General features: G+C 64.4%; 19 protein-coding genes and 4 pseudogenes. 6 read left to right on the top strand and 17 right to left on the bottom strand.

Annotation, left to right across the window (positions count from 1 at the left end; translation table 11 throughout):
- Positions 1–17: 17 nt before the first annotated feature.
- The 3 genes from ACHMXA_RS32595 to ACHMXA_RS32585 form a co-directional block, all read right to left on the bottom strand.
- Positions 18–1,037 carry a hypothetical protein gene (locus ACHMXA_RS32595; RefSeq protein ID WP_395322599.1) on the bottom strand — a complete coding sequence of 340 codons (1,020 nt, stop codon included), beginning with the start codon at positions 1,035–1,037 and terminating at the stop codon, positions 18–20.
- Positions 1,027–2,703 carry a class I SAM-dependent DNA methyltransferase gene (locus ACHMXA_RS32590; protein WP_395322597.1) on the bottom strand — a complete coding sequence of 559 codons (1,677 nt, stop codon included), beginning with the start codon at positions 2,701–2,703 and terminating at the stop codon, positions 1,027–1,029. Before ACHMXA_RS32590 ends, ACHMXA_RS32595 begins: the two co-directional genes overlap by 11 nt.
- Positions 2,704–2,926: 223 nt before the next feature.
- The gene (locus tag ACHMXA_RS32585) at positions 2,927–3,175 is read right to left on the bottom strand and encodes a hypothetical protein (protein ID WP_395322595.1); all 249 of its coding nucleotides are present in this window, start codon (positions 3,173–3,175) and stop codon (positions 2,927–2,929) included.
- Between the two features lie 217 nt (positions 3,176–3,392).
- On the opposite strand from ACHMXA_RS32585, the gene ACHMXA_RS32580 reads away from it, so the two are divergent.
- The gene (locus ACHMXA_RS32580; RefSeq protein ID WP_395322593.1) at positions 3,393–5,213 is read left to right on the top strand and encodes a DEAD/DEAH box helicase; all 1,821 of its coding nucleotides are present in this window, start codon (positions 3,393–3,395) and stop codon (positions 5,211–5,213) included.
- Positions 5,210–5,902 carry a PIN domain-containing protein gene (locus tag ACHMXA_RS32575; protein ID WP_395322591.1) on the top strand — a complete coding sequence of 231 codons (693 nt, stop codon included), beginning with the start codon at positions 5,210–5,212 and terminating at the stop codon, positions 5,900–5,902. The genes ACHMXA_RS32580 and ACHMXA_RS32575 overlap by 4 nt, the downstream gene beginning before the upstream one ends.
- Positions 5,903–6,047: 145 nt before the next feature.
- Here the strand turns inward: ACHMXA_RS32575 and ACHMXA_RS32570 are convergent, their stop codons facing one another.
- The 7 genes and pseudogenes from ACHMXA_RS32570 to ACHMXA_RS32540 all read right to left on the bottom strand — a co-directional run bounded on the left by ACHMXA_RS32570 (position 6,048) and on the right by ACHMXA_RS32540 (position 13,436).
- The gene (locus ACHMXA_RS32570; RefSeq protein WP_395322657.1) at positions 6,048–6,404 is read right to left on the bottom strand and encodes a cyclophilin-like fold protein; all 357 of its coding nucleotides are present in this window, start codon (positions 6,402–6,404) and stop codon (positions 6,048–6,050) included.
- A gap of 68 nt (positions 6,405–6,472) precedes the next feature.
- A pseudogene (locus ACHMXA_RS32565) lies at positions 6,473–8,545 on the bottom strand (molybdopterin cofactor-binding domain-containing protein); the annotation flags it as partial.
- A gap of 108 nt (positions 8,546–8,653) precedes the next feature.
- Positions 8,654–9,646, bottom strand: a complete 993-nt coding sequence (locus ACHMXA_RS32560; RefSeq protein ID WP_395322589.1) for an FAD binding domain-containing protein — start codon at positions 9,644–9,646, stop codon at positions 8,654–8,656.
- A complete protein-coding gene (locus ACHMXA_RS32555) occupies positions 9,633–10,463 on the bottom strand; it encodes a 2Fe-2S iron-sulfur cluster-binding protein (protein WP_395322587.1) in 831 nt (276 codons plus the stop codon). The genes ACHMXA_RS32560 and ACHMXA_RS32555 overlap by 14 nt, the downstream gene beginning before the upstream one ends.
- 229 nt (positions 10,464–10,692) lie before the next feature.
- A complete protein-coding gene (locus ACHMXA_RS32550; protein WP_395322585.1) occupies positions 10,693–11,154 on the bottom strand; it encodes a cyclophilin-like fold protein in 462 nt (153 codons plus the stop codon).
- Positions 11,151–12,374, bottom strand: a complete 1,224-nt coding sequence (locus ACHMXA_RS32545) for an MFS transporter (RefSeq protein WP_395322583.1) — start codon at positions 12,372–12,374, stop codon at positions 11,151–11,153. The genes ACHMXA_RS32550 and ACHMXA_RS32545 overlap by 4 nt, the downstream gene beginning before the upstream one ends.
- A pseudogene (locus ACHMXA_RS32540) lies at positions 12,374–13,436 on the bottom strand (alpha/beta hydrolase). Before ACHMXA_RS32540 ends, ACHMXA_RS32545 begins: the two are co-directional and overlap by 1 nt.
- Positions 13,437–13,597: 161 nt before the next feature.
- Between ACHMXA_RS32540 and ACHMXA_RS32535 the strand changes: the two are divergent.
- The gene (locus tag ACHMXA_RS32535; RefSeq protein ID WP_395322581.1) at positions 13,598–14,497 is read left to right on the top strand and encodes a LysR family transcriptional regulator; all 900 of its coding nucleotides are present in this window, start codon (positions 13,598–13,600) and stop codon (positions 14,495–14,497) included.
- On the opposite strand, the gene ACHMXA_RS32530 is transcribed toward ACHMXA_RS32535, so the two are convergent.
- Positions 14,481–15,404: a LysR family transcriptional regulator gene (locus ACHMXA_RS32530; RefSeq protein ID WP_395322579.1), complete on the bottom strand. Its 924-nt coding sequence runs from the start codon at positions 15,402–15,404 to the stop codon at positions 14,481–14,483. The genes ACHMXA_RS32535 and ACHMXA_RS32530 overlap by 17 nt on opposite strands.
- A 93-nt stretch (positions 15,405–15,497) precedes the next feature.
- Here ACHMXA_RS32530 and ACHMXA_RS32525 point away from each other — a divergent pair, with 93 nt between their 5' ends.
- The 3 genes from ACHMXA_RS32525 to ACHMXA_RS32515 all read left to right on the top strand — a co-directional run bounded on the left by ACHMXA_RS32525 (position 15,498) and on the right by ACHMXA_RS32515 (position 17,208).
- The gene (locus ACHMXA_RS32525) at positions 15,498–15,923 is read left to right on the top strand and encodes a cupin domain-containing protein (protein WP_395322577.1); all 426 of its coding nucleotides are present in this window, start codon (positions 15,498–15,500) and stop codon (positions 15,921–15,923) included.
- An 81-nt stretch (positions 15,924–16,004) separates the two neighbouring features.
- A complete protein-coding gene (locus tag ACHMXA_RS32520) occupies positions 16,005–16,457 on the top strand; it encodes a cupin domain-containing protein (protein ID WP_395322655.1) in 453 nt (150 codons plus the stop codon).
- Positions 16,435–17,208 carry a carboxymuconolactone decarboxylase family protein gene (locus tag ACHMXA_RS32515; protein WP_395322575.1) on the top strand — a complete coding sequence of 258 codons (774 nt, stop codon included), beginning with the start codon at positions 16,435–16,437 and terminating at the stop codon, positions 17,206–17,208. The genes ACHMXA_RS32520 and ACHMXA_RS32515 overlap by 23 nt, the downstream gene beginning before the upstream one ends.
- A gap of 410 nt (positions 17,209–17,618) precedes the next feature.
- Here ACHMXA_RS32515 and ACHMXA_RS32510 read toward each other — a convergent pair whose 3' ends face one another.
- The 6 genes and pseudogenes from ACHMXA_RS32510 to ACHMXA_RS32485 form a co-directional block, all read right to left on the bottom strand.
- On the bottom strand, positions 17,619–18,188 hold the full coding sequence (locus tag ACHMXA_RS32510; RefSeq protein ID WP_395322573.1) for a MarR family winged helix-turn-helix transcriptional regulator: 570 nt from the start codon (positions 18,186–18,188) through the stop codon (positions 17,619–17,621).
- 107 nt (positions 18,189–18,295) lie between these two features.
- Positions 18,296–19,393, bottom strand: a complete 1,098-nt coding sequence (locus ACHMXA_RS32505; RefSeq protein WP_395322571.1) for a Rieske 2Fe-2S domain-containing protein — start codon at positions 19,391–19,393, stop codon at positions 18,296–18,298.
- 29 nt (positions 19,394–19,422) lie between these two features.
- Positions 19,423–20,365 (bottom strand): annotated as a pseudogene (locus ACHMXA_RS32500) (PDR/VanB family oxidoreductase).
- A 40-nt stretch (positions 20,366–20,405) separates the two neighbouring features.
- A pseudogene (locus ACHMXA_RS32495) lies at positions 20,406–21,120 on the bottom strand (ABC transporter ATP-binding protein).
- Between the two features lies 1 nt (position 21,121).
- Positions 21,122–21,862, bottom strand: coding sequence for an ABC transporter ATP-binding protein (locus ACHMXA_RS32490; RefSeq protein ID WP_395322569.1), 741 nt, complete (start codon positions 21,860–21,862; stop codon positions 21,122–21,124).
- Positions 21,859–22,851 (bottom strand): branched-chain amino acid ABC transporter permease, encoded by a 993-nt coding sequence (locus ACHMXA_RS32485; RefSeq protein ID WP_395322567.1) that lies wholly within the window; start codon positions 22,849–22,851, stop codon positions 21,859–21,861. The genes ACHMXA_RS32490 and ACHMXA_RS32485 overlap by 4 nt, the downstream gene beginning before the upstream one ends.
- Positions 22,852–22,853 lie beyond the last annotated feature (2 nt).

Here is a 22,853-nt window from a genome sequence, read left to right as displayed (position 1 = left end):
GAGAGGAGGTGGCAGACCTACCGCAACGCGGGCGAAAAGCGCCGCTTTCGTGCCTCTTTGTGCATGTTGACTGGGGTAGCGCCGAGGACCCGCGTGACCATGGCCGCGAGGAACCGGCCAGGCGCGAGCTCCTCCGGGATCTGCTCGTTGAGAACCTTCACCTTGGGCAACTGCGCGATGTCTTGGTCGACGATGGCATCGAGGGTGGGGGCTGGCGCGTTTTCATCGGCGACCTCGTGCCCGGGTTCCGGCAGGGCCGTCACAGGAGGCTCTTCACCCGTGTCAGGTATCCCGCCATCGTTGGCGTATTCCATCAGGACGAGGCATGTGGCATGGTAGGCATCGTCTTCACGCCCGAGCTTGCCGAGCAGGTCAAACAACCACTCCGCAGTCGCCGGCTCCTTCTGGAGGATGTCTGAGCGTAGGCCGAACATGAAGCCGAGCGCTGCAAGAGGGTGCCTCAGCCGCAGGTTCTTGGCGTCGCCATAGGACTCCTCGATGCGATTTGGCGCGTTCTTGCCATAGGAGGAGTCCATGCGCTTGGTCGAGATCAGCAACTCTGGGCCTGTCACCCAATCCGAAATCACGACGTCGACCTGTTTCAGGTAGTTCTTGCCGAGGATGATCCCGCTGGACGATGTCGCGCCCGTGATCGCGCCGTCCCTTTCGATGCGATCTGCAACGGCTTTGCGGGTTCCGGCAGGCAATGCCTTCAGCAGGTTGGCGATGGGCGCCGGAAGGATGCGTGGGTGAACGGGCCGCGGCCAAACCTGGTCGGTGTTGAAGCCCGCGCGTCGCAACTCGTAGCTCAGCCAGACGTCGAGCGCCAAGGCCGGAACACCAGATTGGGTCCCTGCCTTCAGGTGAAGAGGAACGCCTAGCAGCTGGGCGAGCGTGTCGAAATCAGGCTCGAAGTGCAATTGTCCGTCCGCGCTTCGGATCCAGGGATTGCTGTGGACGTTATCCGGGGCAGCGCGTGCGACGATTCGATCAAAGATGACCCAGGCTTTGGCCTTGGCGCTCGGTTCAGTGGCCACTGGCCCCCCTCAAGGTTCGACGACGCGCGAATTCTGCCCGTGCTTGCCGGATATGTGCGATTTGTTCAGCGGAAAGTTCACCGACGTCTGCGAGGAGCGCTTGGTCCACGAGTTCGACTGCATCGAGCAGCCTGCCATCCCCGAGAAGGTTGGCGACTTGCTGCTTGACGGTGCGAAGTGCGTCTGCGCGGGCTTGGACCAACGTCGGCGACGGCATGGCCCACACATCGGCTTCCTTTGGCTCGATCTTCAGGATGCCGCCCCCGTAGGCGCGGCCCACCATCTCCGCATGCAACAGCGTGATCGAATTCAGGCTCGCAAGTGGCAGGAGCTCGCAGCCGAGCTCCCGGTGCTTGGCATTGAGGTAGACGCCGTGCACCGAATTGAGGTGGCGGGCCTTCGCGTCATTGGCCGTGAGCCGGGGCGTGTCTGCGTTCATGCAGGTCAGCAACAGGTCGGCAGCGGGGACCAGCGGCACCTGATACCAAGTCTTGCGGACACGGCACTTGTAGGCCGTATCAACGCCGGTCCGATGGCCGTCTGCGATGTACGCCGAGGCCGCGGCGGAAGGCGGATTGCTCGGGTAGAAGAGGAGGGTGGCTTGGCCCTCTCGCCCCAGCTTCGTGAGCATGTCGTCGGAAAGCGAGAGGCCGCGCAGGTGCGAGCTCCCTGGCGGGGAGAGGCGCAGCAGTTCCTTGCTGCGCAGGCCGAGCTCCTTGGCCCGCTGAGGCGAGAGCGTGAAGTACTTGTTGTTGCCCGTGACGATGCCCAGGGTCGTGTCCCCCCATGTCTCCAGGCGGGTGAAATGCCCGTCTTTCAGCAGCTTGTGCAGCGGCTCGACGGCACCGGGGTCGACGAGGCTGGAGGTCCACTTTGCAGCCGGGTCCGTGGGCGTCCAGGTTTGTCCGACACCCAGCGAGGCGAGCTCGGCCGCGTTCTTGGCTTGCCGGATGGTGGCGTGGTTGGCCGGGCCCTCAAGGTAGCCGTCGGCCAGCAGCAGCACGACGTCCGCTTCGGCTTCCGGAAAGACCTGTTCGGCGAAGAGCACGAGCTGTACGTCGCGAAAGCGCTCGAAGAGAAAGCGGCGCACCGGCGCCGCGTAGTTCACCGAAAGCAGCTCGGCCGGAAGCACCAGCCCGAGCCGCCCGCCTTTCCCCAGGAACAGGGCGGAATGGATGGTGAAGGCGGCCCAGCTGGAGGCGAGGCCGGTGAGCGACACGCCGCCGCGGAGTGCGGCCTCGCGCGAGCGCGCACGGGATTCGCCCGAGAAATCCTGGTAGCGGATGTACGGTGGGTTGCCGATAACCGTGTCATAGACCGGCTCGGGTTCGATCGTGAAGAAGTCGCTGTGCCTCACATTGGCCTTGCCGCCCGCATTCAGTACGCGCTGGCGGGCGACCTTCGCACTTTGGGCGTGGATCTCGACACCGTCCACGATGGGTTGCGCATCGGAGCCCGGTGCGAGTTCGCGAAGGCGATCCACGGCCGCCACGAGGAAGGCTGCGTCACCGGCCGAGGGCTCCATCACGAGGTCGTCTGCCTTGCGGATGGCCCAGTGGGCGATGAACCGGGTGATTTCGTCGGGTGTGAAGAACGCCCCTCGCTCCTTGCGCAGCGCAGGGGTATCGTCGGGATGGATGGAGTGCGCGAGGGTCACCGGGGGCATTCTATTTTGCAAAGAGCGCGCACCCGACTGGCAAGTCTGTCAGGTCGCGGCTTGGGGGCTTGAAGGTGGACCGGCGGCGAATGCGGTCATGGGATCCGATCATGGTTGGTCCGATCAGATCCCATCCAGTGGCAGATCACATCATGCAGGCGCATGCATATGCGTCGCGTCCGTGCGTCGCGTCCGTGCGTCGCGGAGGGCGCGCGGGACCGCGGGCGGCGGTCTAACGCGTCTTGTTCGACTGAGATACCACGCTTCCGGCAAGCGTCTTGGTCACCTTGGACGCGTGAGGGTTGTCCAGTGCGCGCGAAGCTCGGTCTTCCGTCTTGGCCCCGGTCTGCGCGGGGCGGCCGCTTTGTCGCAGCGCAGACCCCGCGAGCAAGCGTTGGATGCCGCTGGCCGAAGCGTTTCCGAGTGTCCTGCCCGCGACGGAAGCGACGGTCGGGGATGTTTGCTTGGTGTTCCTGGACATGCTTGTTCCTTTTCCTCCACGCAGACGGGATCGCAGTGCGCGGTGGAGGCTAGCGCCTGGATGCTGATATTTTATACATGACTGTGTATTTGAACAGCATGCATGCCTGGGAGTTTCCCGCGCCGGTTGATAGGCACTGCAATTGACCGTATCCGCCTGTTACTGTAGTTTGCGTTTCACCTTTTTGTTCGAGCCGCCCGGGGCGATCGCATCTTCCATGGCTGTCCTGATTCCTGCGTTGAGCACCTGCGTTTCCCGGATGACTTCGGGCGAGCGGCGCTTGGCGGAGCGACTGCAGCAGAAACTCGATGAGGACTACCTGCTGTGGTACGACGTCCCCATCGGGCCCAGGCAATGCCACCCCGACTTCGTCGTGCTGCACCCCAGCCGGGGTCTGCTGATCCTGGAAACCAAGGACTGGCGCTTGGACACGATCCAGCAGGCCAGTCGCGGCGACTGGACGATCGTGCCCGACGGCGTTCCCAAGCGCGTGCCCAACCCGGTCGAGCAGGCCCGGCACCAGGCGCTGCAGGTGGTTGATGCCCTCAAGCGCGACGCGCAACTGGTCCAGCACGAGGGCAAATGGAAGGGCATGCTCACCTTCCCATGGAGCTATGGCGTCGTCTTCACCCGGATCACGCGCAAGCAGTTCGAGGCCGCGGGGCTCGGCAGCGCGATCGAACCCAACCGTGTGATCTGTTCCGACGAGATGCTGGAGGACGCCGAGCCGGAGGACTTCCAGAGCCGGCTCTGGGACATGTTCCCGGTGCTGATGCGCGGGACGCTGTCATTGCCGCAGATCGACCGAGTGCGCTGGAACCTGTTTCCCGAAGTGCGGGTGCCGCAGCAGGGGGCGCTTTTCGACGATGCGGACGAGCAGGCGACGATTCCCGACCTTCTGCGGGTGATGGATCTGCAGCAGGAGCAGCTGGCGCGCAGCCTGGGGGACGGCCACCGGGTCATCCACGGTGTCGCAGGATCGGGCAAGACCATGATCCTGGGGTACCGCGCCGAGTACCTGGCCAAGGCCGCGAGCGATGCGCACAAGCCCGTGCTCGTGCTTTGCTACAACGAGCCGCTGGCGGTCAAGCTGCAGGCGACGATGCAAGCCAAGGGGCTGGCCGAGCGTGTCCAGGTGCGGCATTTCCACAAATGGTGCCGGGACCAGCTCGTGGCGTTCGGCCAGCCGCTGCCGCCCAACGACCTTCCGGTGGGCGCCAAGATGGAACAGATGGTGCACAACGTCATCGACGGTGTGGACCGCAAGATGATTCCGTCGGGCCAGTACCTGGCGGTGCTGGTCGACGAAGGCCACGACTTCGCGCCCGAGTGGCTCAAGCTGGTCACCCAGATGGTCGATCCCGCGACCAACAGCCTGCTGTTACTTTATGACGATGCCCAGAGCATCTACGACAAGCGCAGCGGCAAGCCCTTCAGCTTCAAGAGCGTGGGTGTGCAGGCGCAGGGCCGCACGACCATCCTGAGGATCAACTACCGCAACACCCGCCAGATCCTGCAGACGGCGAGTGCGATGGCGACCGAGCTCCTGCGGCCCCAGGAGAAGGACGACGACGGTGTTCCGATCGTCCAGCCGGTGAGCTGCGGCAGGGACGGGCCCGAGCCGATCGTCATCGACCTGCCGACCACCCGGGCGCAGGCCGACCGGATCGCGGAGCTCATGGCCAGTGCGCACAACGAAGGGCATGCCTGGGGCGACATGGCGGTGCTGTGCCGGAGCTGGGCGCTGATGGACGAATGCGCCCGCGCGCTGGCGCGCCGCCGGCTGCCGCACAAGGTGCGCAAGGGCACGCGTGATTTCGACCCTGGTGCGGACACCATCAAGGTGATGACGCTGCATGCCAGCAAGGGTCTGGAGTTTCCGGTGGTTGCAGTGATGGGGGCGCTTCAGGCTGTCGCAGGCCGGGAGCGGGGAGCCGCGAAGGACGATCACGACCCGTTGGAAGAGATGCGGCTGTTCTACGTCGGTGCGACGCGCGCGACTTCGCGGCTCTTGATCGCCAACGCCGTCGGGCAATGAGCAAGACCTATCTGTTGATCGATCTGCAGAACCGGCATCCAGCGCCGGAGGATGTCGCGTCGTGGATGGGTTCGAATGGCGAGGCCTGGGTTTTCTATGGTGAGCACGAGATCGGACTGCTCGCGCCGTACATGGAATTGGGTGATCGAGTGTCTCTTGTCGACATCTCCAGGCCGGGCAAGAACTCGCTGGATTTCCATCTGGTCCTCTACCTGGGCTATCTGGTCGGGCGCCACGAGCCGGGGGCGCGTTTCGTGATCGTTGCGGCGGATGGCGACTACGACCCCGCTATCGTGCATGCGCGATCGAAGGGCCGGCGGGTCGAGCGCGTGGAAGACCTGGGGCCTGCGCCCGCTGAAGCCCGATCCCTGCCTGCTCGGCAGACGCCGTCATTGTCTCCCAAGATCGCAGCGGACCGTCTGGCTGCCGCATCTATTCGGCTTGCCGCGAGGAACAAGAAATCGAAATCGGTCGACCAGATCTATTTGGAGATCCTCAAGGACTTCGCGGAAGCAGGGAAGCCCAAGACCTTGACCTCACTCGAGAAAAGAATTCAATGGCGTTTTGGGCCGGATCCCACGCCTGAAAAGGTGGCCGGTGTAATGGCGGCTCTCGTGAGAGGGGGTGCCATCAAGATCGCAGAGGGGGCAGTCGAGTACCGGGAACTCGGCGCCGAGAGGCAGGTTTAGACTGTTCTCGGTCGTTGGCAACGATCCCATCGAACGACAGCTTCGGCGCTGAAAACGGCCAGTCGCGATGACGTCGCAATGGACTGGCTCAATCTGAAGCGCTCCTCGAAACGCTGCCCTCGGATTGCCAGCGGCCTTTTCCAACTTAGACCAAGTACAGGTCCGCGACCAAACTGTCTTGATTGCATTTGCTTAAGCGATCAAGCCCTGATTGAAGACGCCCAAGGCGTACCAGTCCGTCTGAAGATGCGCCATCTTGGTAAAAGAAAGCAATGTTTCCCCACGGAGCGTAGAAGCAAATGTCCCCCGATGACGGCGTATACGAAATCGGGGCGCCTTCAGTTGAAAGCTTGCGCGGCAGATCTGCGATCTTCTCTGTTGCCTCGTAGTCTTGGAAATGCAGCGTCATGGGAAGAAGCGAGGCGAAATCCGCTGCACTTGGACTGGTGTCAAGCTCTCCAGTTGCAACGACAGCACCGTCAACGACGATGTTGAGCTTCATTCCGCTCTTTTGTCTCGTTGAGCCAGAAGAATTAATTGCATCAGGTGGTCTGTCGCTCGGCGTAGTCAAATCAGTTTCTCCGGTGTGATCGGAAGATCGCGCACACGCCTGCCAGTGGCATGAAAGATCGCGTTGGCGATGGCGGCGGGAATCCCCACCATGCCCAGCTCGCCCATGCCCTTCACGCCCAGCGGATTGACGATGGTGTCTTCTTCCTCGACGAAGATGGTTTCGATGGAATGGATGTCGGCGTTCACCGGCACGTGGTAGTGCTGCAGGTTGGCATTCATGATTCGGCCGTAGCGGTGGTCGATCTCGGTCGCTTCTTCCAGTGCCATGCCGATGCCCCAGACCACGCCACCGATCTCCTGGCTGTGGGAGGCGAGCGGATTCAGGATCTTGCCGCAGGCCGTGACCTCGATGACGCGAGTGACCTTTACCGTACCCAGGTCCGGATCGACCTTCACCTCGACGAACTGCGCGTCGTGCGCGAGCGAGGCGTACTTCGCGCGCTCGGGCGACGGTGACGAGTCGTAGGTCTCGGCGATCTCGCTCGTGCCGGTGTGGCGCATGACCTCCGCGATGACGACCGAGCGCGACGGATCGCTCTTGAGGCGCAAGACGCCATCGAGCATTTCCACGTCCGCTGCGTTCGCGCCCTTCAGCGGCGACGCTACATCCCGGTTCGCAAGATCCAGCAGCTTCGCGACGATGGTGAGCGCCGCACCTCGCACCGCCGAACCCACGCTGGATGTTGTCCACGAGCCGCCCTGCGCCGGCGCCTTCGGCTGCCGCGTGTCGCCTAGCTCGAAATGCACCTGGTCTAGCCGAAGACCGAGGAACTCGGCCGCGATCATGGTCATCACCGTGTAGGTGCCCGGCCCGATGTCGCTGGTCGCGCTGGTCACGCTCGCGGTCCCATCGGCACGGAAGATGACGCGTGCGCTGGCGGGCATCTGCATCGCACCCCACACGCTGGAGGCCATGCCCCATCCCACCAGCAGGCGGCCGTCGCGCATCGAGCGTGGCTCGGCCTTGCGGTTCTTCCAGCCGAACTTCTCGGCACCCAGGCGATAGCACTCGCGCAACGCCTTGCTGGAGAAGGGCTTGCCGCTTTCAGGATCGACTTCGGCGTAGTTGACGAGCCGCAATTCCATCGGATCGATCTTGAGCGTGTAGGCCAGTTCGTCCATGGCGCATTCCAGCGCGAACATGCCGCTCACCGCGCCGGGCGCGCGCATCCACGTCGGCGTGGCCAGATCCGTTGCCGCGACCTTCAGCGGCGCATGAAGATTGGGGCAGGCGTAGAGCTGCCGCGTGAAGCCGGTGGTCGAATCCGAGAACGCCTCGAACGACGAGGTGTTGTGAAACGCCTCGTGGATCATCGATGTCAGCTTGGCGTTGCGGTCGGCGCCCAGCGCGATCTTCTGGATGGTGTTTGGCCGGTAACCGTGTCCGGTGAACATCTGGGTGCGTGTGTAGACCACCTTGACCGGGCGCTTGAGTTCACGCGCCGCCATCGCCGTCAACGACGGGTAGTAGTTCGGCTTGAGCGATGCACCGAAGGCACCACCGACAAATGGCGACACCACGCGAATGTTCTGCCAGATGCTTCTGCACGCCGAAGACTTCTTGCGTCTTGTCGAAGATCGTGAGCTGATCGCCCTGCCAGAGCGCGATGGCCGCGTGCGGCTCGATCGGGTTGTGGTGGTTGATCGGAATGCGGTACTCCGCCTCGACCTTGACCGCCGCGGCCTGCATCGCGGCGACCGGGTTGCCGCGGGGCGTGCCCTTTGCCGTGGCGGGGTCCGGCTGCGCGCGGTCCAGCACCGTCGAGAAGTCGGTGTTGTGCGACTCGGTCTGGTAGGTCGTTTTGACGAGCCGCGCCGCATACCTTGCCTGTTCGTAGCTCTCGGCCACGACCAGCGCGATCGGCTGGCCGTTGAAGAAAACGCGGTCCGATTGCAGCGGCCACGACCACGCTGGTGCTGCACCGGCCGCGGGTGCCGGACCGAGCCTGCCCGCGTTCAGATGCGTGAAGACACGGATCACGCCGCTCGCCTGTTCGGCTTGGCGCGTGTCGATGGCGGTGATGCGGCCCTTGGCCACCGTGCTCAGCACGATGAAGCCGTAGCTGACATTCGGGATCTGGAACTCTGCCGTGTACTTCGCCTTGCCGGTGACCTTGGCGAGCCCGTCGACGCGGGTCGTTTCCTTGCCTAGATAGCGTGCCATGTGATTTCCCTTCTTCACGCCAGGCGCGAAGCGCGCATCAGCGCCCGCACCACAGAACGGCGACCCAGTTCCACTTTGTGGGCGTTGTGCGCCAGCGGACGCGCATCGCGCAGCGCGGCTTCGGCAGCGCGTTGGAATGTGGCCTCGTCGGCACGCTGGCCCACGAGCACCGCTTCGGCCTCGGCACTGCGCCAGGGCTTGTGCGCGACGCTGCCCAGCACCACGCGCGCCTGCCTGATCCTGCTGCCGTCCATGTCCAGCGCGGCGGCCACGGAGACCATCGCGAAAGCGTACGAGGCGCGGTCGCGCACCTTCAGGTAGTGCGAGTTGCGCGCGAAGTCTCCCGCGGACACGGGTAGCTCGATCGCGACGATCAACTCTCCATGCTCCAGGTTGTTGTCGCGCTGCGGCGTGTCGCCCGGCAGCCGATGGAAGTCGGTGATGGCGATCAGCCGCTCGCGGCCGTCCGGCGCGCGCACACGCACCCTGGCATCGAGTGCGTACAACGCCGTGGCCATGTCGCCGGGATAGGTCGCGACGCAGGCTTCGCTCCAGCCGAGGATCGCGCCGATCTTGTTGAGGCCCTCGCGCGCGCCGCAGCCACTGCCGACCTCGCGCTTGTTGCACGGCATGGATGTGTCGTAGAAGTAGTTGCAGCGCGTGCGCTGCAACAGGTTGCCGCCGTTGGTGGCCATGTTGCGCAGCTGACCCGAGGCGCCCGCGACGATCGCCTGCGTGAGCAGCGGGTAGTTCTCGCGGATCAGCGGGTGGTTGGCCGTTTCTGTGTTGGTGGCCAGGGCCCCGATAGAGAGGCCGGCGCGCGTGCGCTGGATGTCGCGCAGCGGCAGGCGGGTGATGTCGACCAGGCGCGTCGGGCGCTCGACGTCTTCTTTCATCAGGTCCAGCAGATTGCTTCCGCCCGCGAGGTATTTGGCTTGCGGCAGGGCCGACATGGCGGCGGTCGCGGACGTGGCATCCGTTGCCCGCACGTACTCAAACGGTCGCATGGCCGTCCTCCTTGCTGGGTGTCGTGGTCATCGCCAGCTGCGTCTCGGTGGCGAAGCCCCAGGTCTGTGCGGCCTGCCGGCCCGAATGCACCTCCTGAATCGCCGCGACGATGCCCGGATAGGCACCGCAGCGGCAGATGTTGCCGCTCATGCGCTCCTTGATCTCGTCGTGGGTCAGGCGCGTGGTGGTCTTGCCGACGTTCTCGGTGACGTGGCTGACCTGGCCGCGTTGCGCTTCGCCCAGCATGCCGACTGCGGAGCAGATCTGGCCCGACGTGCAGTAGCCGCACTGGAAGCCGTCGTGCTTGATGAAGGCCGCCTGCATAGGATGCAGCTGGTCTCCCTTCGCCAGTCCTTCGATGGTCGTGACCTCCCGGCCCTGCAGCGTAGCGGCCAGCGTCAGGCAGGAGAGGACGCGTTGTCCGTCCACCAGCACGGTGCAGGCGCCGCACTGGCCCTGGTCGCACCCCTTCTTGGAGCCTGTCAGCGCAAGGCGCTCGCGAAGCGCGTCGAGCAGCACGACGCGTGAGTCGATGTCCAGCGCATGCGGTGTGCCGTTGACCAGGAAGCTGACCTTCACGACGTTCTGCGCGACGACGGGCGCGGAGGCCGCGCCGGGCACAGGCGGCATCTGCGCGAGCGCAGATTCGGTCGCCAGCAGGTTGGCGGCGAAGAGGCCGACGCCACCGCCGCCGGTCTGCATCATGAACGTGCGTCGCGCTTGACCCACGTCGTTGAGTGCGGGCATCTCTCGAAGCAGTGCCGCTTCGTCCGCATTGAGTTCGGACGGGAGATCATTCTTGATTTCGTGGGGCATGGACGGTGTCCTTTCAAAATGGGATGCGGTGGCAGTTCGCCAGCTCATCGCGGTGCGTGTTGGCCGGGCCGTGCTTGACCGTGCGCTGCGAAGCCGTCTGCGGGCTTTTTTGGTTGTTCTTTGCCGCGTTCGACTGTGTCAAACACGCCGCGCGTCGACTACGTGACAAATGCTTAATGCCTTTATTACTTCAGCTAATGAATTTCAGGCCGCGGGCTGCGTTGAGTCTTCATTGCCTTGAGAATCCGACCTTGACGCTGCCCTGTCCAAGCGCTTGCGCCAACCCGGCCGGGTCGTCCACCCGACCCAGACGCGTGTACGAATACTGCGAATCGAAGGTCAGATAGAAGACGACTACGGTGCTCGTGCCGTACAGCATGAGGTCGCCGTTGCGGATCGTTCCCGGTCGCCTAGCGTTCGCGGGCAACTCCTTCGCCAAGTCGAACTTCTTTTCGTTGGCGTTGAGATCGGTCATGTCGAGCGTCATCGGCAGTCGCGCAGCGAACGCACGGGCGGCCTCCGTATCGGCCAGGGTCACGGCCATGCGACGTTCGCCGACGGTCATCCACATGCGTGACTCGGCGTGACTGGCACCGACAGCGAGCAGGCCGATGCACAGGCCCGCGAGGTGCAGGCGCCACCGTCTGCGAGGTTTGACCGTCGTGGCGAAAGGAACGAGGCTTTGGGTCATGTCGATTTCGTGCGGTCAGCACGCGCTGTCAAGACAACCAGAAACGCGCCGATCAGCAACAAGCCGGCGCTGAAAACAAAGGTGCTCCGGTAGCCACTGCCGTCGAACAGCAGGCCACCCACCGTGGAGCCGAGCGCGATGGAGAGTTGCACCACCGCCACCATGAGCCCGCCGCCGGCTTCGGCGTCTTGCGGCAGCGTGCGTGCGATCCACAGCCACCAGCCGACCGGCGCTGCGGTTGCCACCAGGCCCCAGACGCCCAGCAGGACCGTCGTGGCAGACACCGAGCCTCCCACGGCGATAAGCGTTACCGCGATCGCGGCCATCAGCACCGGAATGATCGTCAGCGTGCCGTAGAACCCGAGCTTCAGAAACCGGCCGACGACCGTGGTGCCGACGAAGCCAGCGACACCCAGCGTCAGCAGCACCAGCGGCAGCGCTGACACATCGACCTGCGTCACTGTCTCCAGGAACGGCCGCAGGTAAGTGAACAGCGCGAACTGCCCCATGAAGAAGATGCCAACTGCCAACATGCCGAGCACGACCAGCCGGTTCTTGAAGAGCCTGAAGACATTGCCCGAGCCACGCGAACGTGGCTGTACCTTCATGGCCGGCAGGCTGAACCACTGCCAGACGAATGCGATCGCCGCGACTGGCACCAGGCAGAAGAACGCGCCGCGCCACCCGATGACCGAGGAGAGGAAGGAGCCCAGCGGCGCCGCCACGACCGTGGCCAGCGCATTGCCGCTGTTGAAGATCGCGAGTGCACGCGGCACCTTGGACGGTGGCACGAGTTGCATGGCGGTGGCCGCCGACATGGACCAGAAGCCACCGACCACGACACCGATCAGCGCTCTGCCCGCCATGTAGGTCAGGTAGTTGGGTGCGAGCGCGACGATGGCCCCCGAGAGGCACATCAGCGCGGTCAGCGACAGCAGCAGTGCCTTGCGGTCGATCCTCGTGGCGATTGCCGAGATCGACAGGCTGGTGAGCACCGCGAAGGCGCCGGAGATGGCGATGCCCTGCCCCGCCATGCCTTCGGTGACCTTGAGGTCGGTCGCCAACGGCGTCAGCAGGCTGACGGGCATGAACTCCGAGGCGATCAGTGCGAAGACGCACAGCGTCATCGCGAAGACTCCGCCCCAGTGGGCTGGCTGCGCTTCGCTTCGTTCGTCCAAAACGGCGCTGCCGGCCGACGCACCAATGGCTTGTGCCGTCATCAGGCGCTCGCCCCAACGAGGTGCTTGTTGAAGAACGAGGTCAGCTTGTCGAAAGGGATCAGCGTGACGCGGTCGTACAGATCCACATGGCCGGCGCCCGGAACGATGAGCAGTTCCTTCGGTTCGGCGGCGCGCTTGTAGGCGTCTTCGCTGAACTCCCTGGAATGCGCCTGGTCACCAGTGATGAACAGCATCGGCCGAGGCGAGATCGTCTCGATGTCGTTGAACGGGTAGAAGTTCATGAACTTCACGTTGCTGGTCAACGTCGGCATCGTGGTGGTGCGCGCCGATGCGCCCTTGGGGGTGAACTCGCCGCGCGGCGTGCGATAAAAATCGAAGAACTCGCGTTGGATGGGATGCGTGTCGGCTGCCAGCGCGAGCACCGTTCCGCCGGTGTATTGGACAGCGCCGCCGTTGAACTCCGCCTGCCGTTGCTCGGCGGCCGCAGCGATGATCTGCTTGCGCTGAGCGACCGTCTGCGAGTGGTTCAGCGCATCGCGGTTGGCCGAGCCCATGTCGTACATGCTCACCGTAGCGATGGCCTTCATCCGCGGGATCGATCTTGGCTGCACTGATGACGAAGCTGCCGCTGCCGCACACGCCGATGGCGCCGATCTGCTGCCTGTCGACGAGCGCCTGGCTGCCAAGGTAATCGACTGCAGCGCTGAAGCTCTCGGCATACATGTCGGGCGAGACTGCATTGCGCGGCTGTCCGTCACTGCCGCCCCAGAACGCGAGGTCCAGCGAAATCGTCACGAAGCCCTGTTCCGCCATCTTGGTCGCGTACAGGTTCGCGCTCTGCTCCTTCACCGCCCCCATGGGATGACCGACGACGATCGCCGGGCTGCGCTTCTTGCGGTCCAGCTTTTTGGGAAGGAAGAGGTTTCCTGCGATGGTCATCTGGTACTGGTTCTTGAAGCTGACCTTTTGCACGGTGACTTCGTCGCTCGTGTAGAAATTGTCTGCGCCGTTTGACAACCGGGTCCTCTTCTTCGGCGCCGCTGCCAATGTGGCGCCAGTCGTCGACAACATGCCGGCGGCAGCGGCGCCGGTGCCAGCCATCTTCAAAAATTCGCGGCGATCGGAAGGGGTGTCTGTTTGGGTTTTCATGGTCGATGTTCCTTTACGGCAAGTCTGCCGATCGACGAGGAAATTGACTAGGTAATGAATGCTTAATACATTTATTACCCTCACTAATCAGTGCACGCCTCGCGAAGACCAACATGCCAAGACGCAATCTCAACGACCTCCTGGCCTTTGTGACGGTGGCCCGCGAAGGCAGCTTCACCAAAGCGGCCGGCACATTGGGCGTTACGCAATCGGCGCTCAGCCAGGCGATCCGCGGCCTGGAAGAAGGCCTGCAGATCCGCCTGCTCACACGCACCACACGCAGCGTCGCACCTACATCGGCTGGAGAGCGACTCATGAAGGCGATCGGCCACCGCTTCGACGAGATCGAGGCCGAACTCGACGCGCTTACCGAATTGCGCGACAAGCCCGCCGGCACCGTGCGCATCACCTGCGGCGACAACGTGCTGCACACGGTGCTGCTGCCCAAGCTCACGCCGCTGCTGCGCGAGTACCCGGAGATCAAGCTGGAGTTCGACATGAACTACAGCTTTCGGGACATCGTGGCCGATCGCTTCGATGCGGGCGTGCGCATGGGCAACACGATCGACAACGACATGATCGCGGTGCCGATCGGGCCACCGTTGCAGATGGCGGTGGTGGCATCGCCCGAATACTTCGCCGTCCATTCCATCCCCAAGACGCCGGCCGATCTGACGAAGCACGCCTGCATCAACCAGCGCATGCCAACATCGGGCGGACTCTATGTGTGGGACTTCGAGAAGCGTGGCCGAAAGGTCAACGTCCGCGTGGATGGGCCGCTGATCTTCAACACCGCGCCTCCGCAGATCGACGCATCGCTGGCCGGGCTCGGCATCTCGCTGCTGCCGGAAGACGAGCTGATGGCGCACATCGACTCGGGGCGGCTGGTTCGCGTGTTGCAGGACTGGTGCCCCAAGTTCGCCGGCTACCACCTGTACTACCCCAGCAAGCGGCAGCCGTCGCCGGCCTTTTCGCTGGTGGTAAAGGCATTGCGCTTCAGCGCTTCGCGGTAAAAGCAGTTCGCTCGGGTTTGCGATACCTGAGCGCCTCGATCACCAGCGCCAACGCCGGCGCGATCTGGCGCCGGTTCGCATAGTAGAGGTGATAGCCCGGAAAGGTCGGCCACCAATCTTCCAGCACCGGAATCAGTCGGCCTGCATCAATGTGTGGCTTCATCAGGTCGTAAGGAACATAGGCAAAGCCCAGGCCGTCGAGCGCTGCCTGCAGCATCAGGGCCGTGCTGTTGAAGATGGTCTGCCCGTCGACCTTTACGTTGACCGACTTTCTACCCTTCTCGAAATCCCACGCGTACAGGTTGCCGCGCGTCGACAGGCGCAGGTTCACGCACCGGTGTTCGGTCAGGTCCTGCGGCGTCTTCGGCGATGTCTTGCCTGCCAAGTACTCAGGGGAGGCAGCCACCGACATCCGCATGTCGGGCGAAATTCGCACGGCCACCATGTCCTTGTCGATGCGGTCGCCGACTCGCACGCCGGCGTCGAAGCGCTGCGCCGCGATGTCGGTGAAGCCGTAGTCGACGCTGAACTCAATCTGGATGTCGGGGTACTGCTTGAGCAAGGGCATCAAGCGAGGCCAGAGCGCGGTGCCGATGGCGTGGTCGTGTGCGGTGATGCGCACCGTGCCGGCCGGTTTGTCGCGCATCGCGCTGAGCTGACCTAGTTCGGCCTCGATCTCCTGCAGACGCGGCGCCACCGTGTCGAGCAGACGCGCGCCGGCTTCCGTGGTCGAAACGCTTCGGGTGGTTCGCGTTAGAAGCCGCACGCCCAGCCGCGCTTCCAGCCCCAACATCGCGTGGCTCAACGCCGAGCGCGAAAGACCAATTTGCGCTGCCGCTCGGGTGAAACTCCGCTCGCGAGCGACCACCACAAATGCTTGCAGATCGTTCAGGTTTTCTTTGGCCATTGGTGATTGTTTTGCACAGGTGCATGCTGATTTTGCAGTCTTCTCAGAAAACCGGCGCAGAAATACAGTGGGGCGAATGCAAAGGCACCTCCTATGAAACTCATCCGTCCCGGCACTCGAGCATCCGCCAAGGGCCCTGCTGAATGCTTCACTGGCTCCGTCCGCATCGACTTGCTGAACAACCCGCCGCCGCCTGCGCGCACGTCGTGCGCCAGCGTCACCTTCGAGCCCGGTGCGCGTTCAGCTTGGCATACCCATCCACTGGGCCAGACACTGATCGTCACAGCGGGCTGCGGGTGGACCCAATGCGAAGGCGAGCCGATCGTCGAGATTCGTGCGGGAGATGTCATCTGGTGCCCGCCCGGCCACAAGCACTGGCACGGCGCGACCGCCACAACTGCGATGACGCACATTGCCGTGCAGGAAGCGCTCGACGGCAAGAATGTTGAATGGCTGACGCACGTTACCGATGCAGAGTATTTCGCAGGCCCGGCGGCCACTGCCACAACGCATGGCTGAGCTATTTCTTTGAGCTGGTTTCAGATCAACAAGGAGTCCCATTTGAACCACCATCTTCGCGCCTTGGGCGCATGTCTTTGGATGGCGCAGGCCTGCGCGGCTTACGCCGTGGAACCCGCCGTGCCCATCACAGCCCAGCAGATTTTTCGCGCGGGAACCACGCCATCCGTGGCTGGTCCTGAGGCGGCCTTCACCGGTCGCGTCAGGGTCGATCAGCTCTGGCCCGCCACCAGCGGGATTACCGCAAGCGGCGGCTACGTTACTTTTGAGCCGGGTGCACGTTCTGCGTGGCACACCCATCCTGCCGGACAGCGGCTGGTCGTCATTTCAGGTGTAGGGCGCACACAGGAGTGGGGCAAGCCCGTTCAGGAACTACGAGCCGGGGATGTCGTCTGGTGCCCGCCGGGTGTGAAGCATTGGCACGGTGCATCGCCTGCAGTGGCGATGACACATCTTGCGGTGACAGGAATGCTCGATGGAAAGAACGTCGAATGGATGGAGAAAGTCAGCGATGAACAGTACACAACACGTTAAGCGCTTCTCGAAGCTTGCCCTCGGCCTGGCAATCGGCGCTGTGGCCATGATGGAGCATGCGCCCTCGCATGGACAGACCTCAGCGGCGACGCAGCGGGAGTCTGCGTCCGATACCCTCTCCATGCGCCAGCAGGCCATCGTTCCGATCGCGGCGTTCGGCGCTTCTGGTGACATGGCCCGGCTCGCTACCGCGCTCAATCAGGGCCTGGACGCCGGATTGACCGTCAACGATGCGAAGGAAGTGCTCATCCAGCTCTACGCCTACGCAGGATTTCCGCGCAGCTTGAACGCTTTGAACGAACTGATGAAGGTCGTCGAAGCACGCAAGCAACGCGGCATACAGGATGCACAAGGGCAGCTGCCTGGAAGGCCCATTCCAACCGGCGAAGCGCTGCTCGCGGCAGGCACCGCGAACCAGACCAAGCTGCTGGGCGGTCCCGCAAAGGGCGCCATCTATGACTTCGCGCCAGTGGTGGATCAGTACCTGAAGAGCCATCTGTTTGGTGCCATCTTTGAGCGCGATAACTTCGATTGGCAAAGTCGCGAACTCGCAACCGTCGGGATGTTGTCGGCGTTGCCGGGGGCTGACGCGCAACTGCAGGCACACATGGGCTTCAGCATGAATGTGGGCATCACGGCGGGCCAGCTGGATCAGTTAACGAAGGTATTGGCCACGAAGGTGGATGGGCAAGCTGCAACGCGGGCTCACGATGCGCTTGCGCGCCAACTGGCGTCGCGGACAAAGAGCTGAGTGAATCGTTGAGGTTGTTTGTAGCAAGGATGGAAATCCTCGCTCTGCGTGCACTACCCCGAGCAGACCGTCATCCACCTTAAAAAGTATCTATCGCGCTTCCCTTTCGCCGGGCGCGTGCAAAGCGTTTAGCTGCAACGGCTGCGTTGCAGGGCGGAGCAGCCTTTCGCTGGCGGACTCCGGACGGTCGCAATCGCTGCGTAGCTGTCGTTCGGACCGACTGTCGCATGTTCTAGTTGCCCCTCTTACAGCAGCACAGCATTCTTGTGAAACACGGTGCTGATCGTATTCGGTGACATGAACACGATGGCTGTCACGGAAGCGCTACGCTTGGTGTCCAGGAATGCGGCCATGAACTCCTAACCGGCGCTTCCTCTTGCAAAAACACCCAACGGGGGCGAAGAGAGTGTTCAGGACTCCGAATCCTTGGGCCCTCGCCGCTGCAATGCGTGAGGGTGGTGCCGGCTGAAATGATCGCGGGTGGCGGCCTCGACCGCCGGAAGGTTTTCGTGCAGACGGCGCAGCAGGTCCAGCAGCACCTTGCGCTCGGCCGCCGACAGGACCGACAGGAACGCACGTTCGCGTTCCATGGCGATGTCCCGGATCTGGTCGTGCACCGTGCGGCCGGCCGGCGTCAGCGTTGCGATGCGGGCGCGTCCGTCCTGAGGGTCGAGGCTGAGTTCGATGAAGCCGCGCGCCTGCATGCTCTTGAAGCAGCGGCTCATCGAGGCCTTGTCCATGCCGATGATGCCGCAGGCCTTCTGCGCCGAGATCGAGCCTTCGATGGCCAGCAGCACCAGCACCCGCCAGCTTTCGATGCCGACGTCGAAGGCGGCAAGGTAGGCCTGCGAAGCGCCGCTGGACAGCTTGTTGGCGATCCAGGTGAGATAGGCGGGGGCGTAGTTGTCGAGATTGATCACATCACCTGTCGCGGCCTTCGAGGCGGTCTTTCGCGCGGATGGGGTCTTGGTACGAGGCATCGGAAGAGAACCAGAGTTGCTGTCGCCACTGTAGCGTCCCTCGGTGGTCCGCAATGGCGTCGGCATTCACGATGGGATGCGCTGCGGACTCACAGGCTGGCCGTGTTCTAGGATTCGGTGGACTCTGCGACTGCCTGCTTCCTGAGCAGTTCGGCAACGATGCGCCTGGCGCGGTTGGCACCGGCATCGACGTGAATGTCGATCCAGCTCGCCTTGTCGCCGAATGCCCGCATGTTCCGGTACTGCGCCTCGATGACAGTGCGGTCTTCATCGAAGGTGAACGCCGTTTGCTGGACCACGGCGTCGATGTTGTCGGGCATGTCGGGATGCCTGGTGCTGGCCATGCTCCAGAAGTAGTGGCAGGTCTCGTCGGTCTCGGGCGTGATGCCGTGAAAGCCGCGCATGTGGAAGCCGCCGCGGTCGGGGTCGTCGATGGCATCGGTGCCGGGTTCGACCGCGCCGGTCCAGATCCGCAGGTGCGTCACGTCGAATTCGATCTCCTGCCAGCGTTCGCACTTGTCGCCGAAGGGCCAGGCCGCACGGTAGGTGGGCGGCGGCGCCGAGTCGGGCATCAGGCGCACGACCTTGACCTGCTCGCCTTCGGAGGTCACCTTCATCGGCGCGTTCATGTGCAGCTTGGCGTCGCCGCCGATGGTCTGCAGATGGACATAGCCCAGGTGGCTCAGGTCGAGCAGGTTGTCGTGGATCAGTTGCCACGGCGATTGGTAGTGGTAGTTGCCGCTGCCGAACTTGTAGCGCGGATCGTCATGGAACGGATAGTCCGGCGCCGTGCGCGTGGGCGGGGCCGCTTCGTCGCGCGGCATCCAGATCCAGATGATCTTGTTCTTCTCGACGACGTGATAGGCCTTCACCCTGGCCTTGGACGGAACCCGCTCCTGGCCGGGAATCTCGATGCACTGCCCGTTCGGCGCGTAGAGCAGGCCGTGGTAGCCGCATCGCACGCCGGCGCTTTCGACGGTCCCGCACGACAGCGGCAGCGAGCGGTGGCAGCAGCGGTCTTCCAAGGCAGCGACGTGTCCTTCGCCGGTGCGAAACAGTACGACCTTCTGGTTCAGGAAGGTGCGCGCGACCGGCTTGTCGGTGAGTTCGGACGAGAAGCCGGCCACGTACCACTGGTCGAGCGGAAAGCGGCGGATGTCTGCGTTGTCGGCGGCGTTCTTGATGGGGATGCAGGTCGTGGTCATCGGGGGTTCTCCTTGAAGGGGCGGGCGGATCAGAGGTCGAGCACCAGCAGCGGGGACAGGGCCCGGGAGCAGCAGGGCGTGAACTGGTCGTTGGCGGCGCGCTCGGCGTCGGTGAGAAAACTGTCGCGGTGGTCGGGTGTGCCTTCCAGCACGCGCGTCAGGCATGTCCCGCACACGCCGGCTTCGCAGGACGTCGGCACTTCCACGCCATGCGCTGCCAGCACCTCGATGACTGTCTTGCCGGCGGGCACCTGGCAGCTCAGGCCTGTGCTCGCCACGCGAATCTCGAAGCTGCCGTCCGTCGCCAGAGCAGTGGCCACGCCAGTGAAATACTCGCGGTGCAGTTGCGTGTCCGGCCAGCCGAGGGCCCTGGCGGTTTCGAGGACGTGCTCCATGAAGCCGTTCGGCCCGCACACGTACAGGTGCGTGTCGCCAGCGGGCTGCGACAGCACGCCTCGGGCGTCGAACTTCTGATCCGGCACGTCGTCGGCATGGAGGACGACGCGGCTGGCGAAAGCGGCGGACGCGAGCTCCTCGAGAAAACGCCATGCGGCTTGCGCTGCGGCCGCAGTAGTGCATCTCGAAATCCCGGTCTTGCGCATGTAAGGCGCGCGCCATGGCCAGGATGGGCGTCACGCCGATGCCGCCGGCCAGTAGAAGGCTGCGAGTCGCATCGACCAGGGGAAAGTGATTGCGGGGCGTACCCACGCGCAGGACGTCACCGGCCCGGACGCTGTCGTGCATGCCGGCCGATCCGCCACGGGAGGCCGGCTCTCGCAGCACAGCGATCCGGTAGCGGTCGCGTTCGGCGGGATCGTTGCTCAGCGAGTACTGCCGAATCAAGCCGGGCGCCACATGCACATCGATATGTGCGCCCGCCGAGAAAGCAGGCAAGACGAGGTCGTCCTGCGGCACGAGTTCGAAGCTGCACACGCCGTCGGCTTCTTCGACACGCCGCGCGACACGCAGCATCAGTTCATTCGTCATGGTGTTCATCGCGTGGTTTGCGTCTTCAGTGCACGGCCATGCCGACCCAGCGCTCCAGCGTCTGGGAGTCGTCGAGCAGCGCCGAGGCGCTGCCGCTGTGGACGACGGCACCGTGGTCCAGGATGAGCGCGCGTTCGGCGTAGCCGAGTGCCTCGTCGACCTGTTGCTCGACGATCACGACAGCGATGCCGGTGCGCTCGCTCAGGTTGTGGAAGGCCTGGAGCAGCTCCAGGCGGATCAGCGGCGCGAGGCCTTCGAGCGGTTCGTCCAACAGCAGCAGAGAAGGCTGGCCCAGCAGTGCACGGGCGACCGAAAGCATCTGTTGCTCGCCGCCCGAAAGCTGGGCGCCGCCATTGCGGCGTCGCTCGGCGAGCCGGGGAAACAGCGTGTAGGCCTCGTCCAGTGCGCTGCGCGGGCGCCGCTTGAGCCCGGCCAGCAGGTTCTCCTCGACCGTCAGCGAAGGGAAGATGTCGCGGGTCTGCGGCACGTAGCCCAGGCCGAGGTCTGCACGCTGATGCGGTGCGAGCGCGGAGATATCCTGGCCCCTGAACCTCATGCGGCCACTGCGCAGCGGCACCAATCCCATGATGGCGCGCAGCGCAGTGGTCTTGCCGACGCCGTTGCGTCCGACCATGGCCAGGCGCTCGCGCGCCGCCATCTCGAATGAAAGGCCATTGAGCACGGTCGTCGGGGCCGTAGCCGGCCACCACGTCCTCGAGTTCGAGCAGGGATTTGGGCATTTCAGTTTCCCAGGTAGGCGGCCCGCACCTTGGGGTCGCGGCGGATGTCGTCGGGAGAGCCATCGGCCAGCACGGCCCCTTCGGCCAGCACCACGATCCGGTTGGCAAAGCGGAACACGAGGTCCATGTCGTGCTCGATGATCAGCACGGCCAGGTCGCCCGGCAGCGAATCCAGCGCGGCCAGCAGACGCTCGCCGTCGCCTTTGGGCACGCCGGCCATGGGTTCGTCGAGCAGGACGACCTGCGGTCGCAGCGCCAGCGCCAGTGCCATTTCGATCAGGCGCTGCTCGCCGTAGGCGAGGTCTTGCGTGGCCGTGGCCGCATGGGCGCGCAGACCGAAGCGGATCAGGATGCCTTGCGCCTCCGCCTGCAGGGCAGGGTAGGCATCGATGCTGCGCCACATGCGGCCGGTCATTTCTTCGCGTTCGAAAAGCGCGAGTTCGATCTGCCGCTGGACAGCGATGTGCGGTGCCAGCGTCGTGATCTGGAAGGTGCGGGCCAGGCCGGCGCGCACGCGCCTGGCCTGGCTCAACTGCGTGACGTTCTGTCCGCGCAGCCAGATCTCGCCGCTGTCGGACGCGAGGACACCGCTGATCTGGTTGACGAGCGTGGTCTTGCCGGCCCCGTTGGGGCCGATCAATGCCAGCCGGTCGCCGGCCTGCAGCGCGAACGACACATGGCGCGTCACGTGAAGCCCGCCGAAGCGCTTGTCCAGCGACTTGAGTTCGAGCAGTGCACTCATCGCGCACCTCCGCTGCGGCGACGCAACCAGGCCCAGGCCTTGGCCGGCGACACCAGGACCACCAGCATGAGCAAGGCGCCCACCACGAATAGCCAGTGGTACGGGTTGATGGAGGCTGCCGTGTGATGCAGCACCGTGAACACCGTGGCGCCGATCAGCGCGCCGGTGAGCCGCCCGGCGCCACCCAGAATGAGCATGACCAGCGCTTCGGCGGACAACGCGAAGGAGAGGCTGTCCATGCCGACCACCGCATTGGTCTGCGCCGACAAAGCCCCCGCGGCGCCGGCCATCGCGCCGGCGACGGTGTAGAGCACCCACAGTCGCGCGAACACCGGCGTGCCCAGTGCCGCCATGCGGGCGCGGTTCTCGTGGATGCCGCGCACGGCCAGGCCGAAAGGCGAGTCGACGATCCGCCGGGCAACATAGAAAAGCACGGCCAGCACCACCAGTGCATAGAGTGCCGCGACGCGGCCCTCGAGATCGAATTCGAAGCGCCCCAGCAGCGGCCCCATCACGAAGCCCGACAAGCCGTCGTCGCCGCCGGTCCAGTGCCGGGCCTTCTGCGCCAGGCTAAGCAGGATCTGCGAGATCGCGACGGTCAGCATCAGGAATGTGAAGCCCTGAAAGCGCAGCAGGAACGCCCCCGACAACACGGCCAGACCCGCGCCGGCGGCGATGCCGACCGCCAGGCCGACCAGCGGGTCTGGATGGACCTGCAGCGCGAAGATGCCCGCTGCGTAGGCGCCCATGCCGAACAGTGCGGCGTGGCCCAGTGTGGCCAGGCCCGCGACGCCCACGACCAGGTCCAGCGACAGCACGAAGAGCGCGGTGATGAAGATCCGCGTCATCAGGCCCAGTTGGTCCGGCATCAAGGCGCAGGCGGCCATGCCGACCAGTAGGACACCGAGAGGCGCACGCCAAGCCGGCGCGCATCGCGGTGCCGCGGCCTGGCCGGGTGCCGCGGCGAGCACCGGAGTGAGGGTTGTCATGG

The sequence above is a fragment of the Variovorax sp. UC74_104 genome (assembly GCF_044055375.1).
Lineage (GTDB): Bacteria > Pseudomonadota > Gammaproteobacteria > Burkholderiales > Burkholderiaceae_C > Variovorax.
Note: the sequence above shows the minus strand (reverse complement) of the source record. Positions and strands in the feature narration are given on the sequence as shown.